We start from the raw sequence: 619 nt of genomic DNA, 5'->3' as shown, positions 1-619 counted from the left end.
ACAAAACGGACTCAGAATCAGCAATGATGGATGTACTGCAGATCAGGTGTTGAACCTAACTGTCGGAACCAGGCCTTTGGATATTGTAACAACCCTGTCAATCTGTTCAGGAGAATCTTATAAGTGGATTAATGATGTTACTTATACAACATCGCAAAACGGAATCAGAATTAGCAATGACGGATGCACTGCGGATCATGTATTGAACCTGACTGTTGGAACTAAACCTTTGGATATTGTAACTACAAAATCAATATGTTCGGGAGATTCTTATAAGTGGCATGTAAATGGCATTACATATTCCGTACCCCAAAAAGGAGTTAGAATCAGCAATGACGGATGTACCGCAGATCAGGTATTGAACCTGACTGTTGGAACTAAGCCTTCGGATATAGTAACAACAGAATCAATATGTGCGGGAGAGTCTTATAAGTGGATTAATAATGTTATTTATACAACATCTCAAAACGGAATTAGAATAAACAATGACGGATGTACTGCGGATCAGGTGCTTAATCTTACTATTACCCCTAAACCTATTGACATTATCACAACCCAAACAATCTGTTCAGGCCAAAATTATACATGGCCTGCAAATGGTATTTCATATTCTGCATCA

General features: G+C 38.3%; 1 pseudogene. It reads left to right on the top strand.

Features of this window, described 5'->3' with window-relative positions:
* Positions 1-619 (top strand): annotated as a pseudogene (locus tag IRZ99_RS21110) (hypothetical protein); the annotation flags it as partial.

The sequence above is a fragment of the Flavobacterium sp. LC2016-12 genome, assembly GCF_015351595.1.
GTDB lineage: Bacteria > Bacteroidota > Bacteroidia > Flavobacteriales > Flavobacteriaceae > Flavobacterium.
The sequence above is the reverse complement of the archived record's forward strand: the minus strand, read 5'-3'. Positions and strand labels throughout refer to the sequence as shown.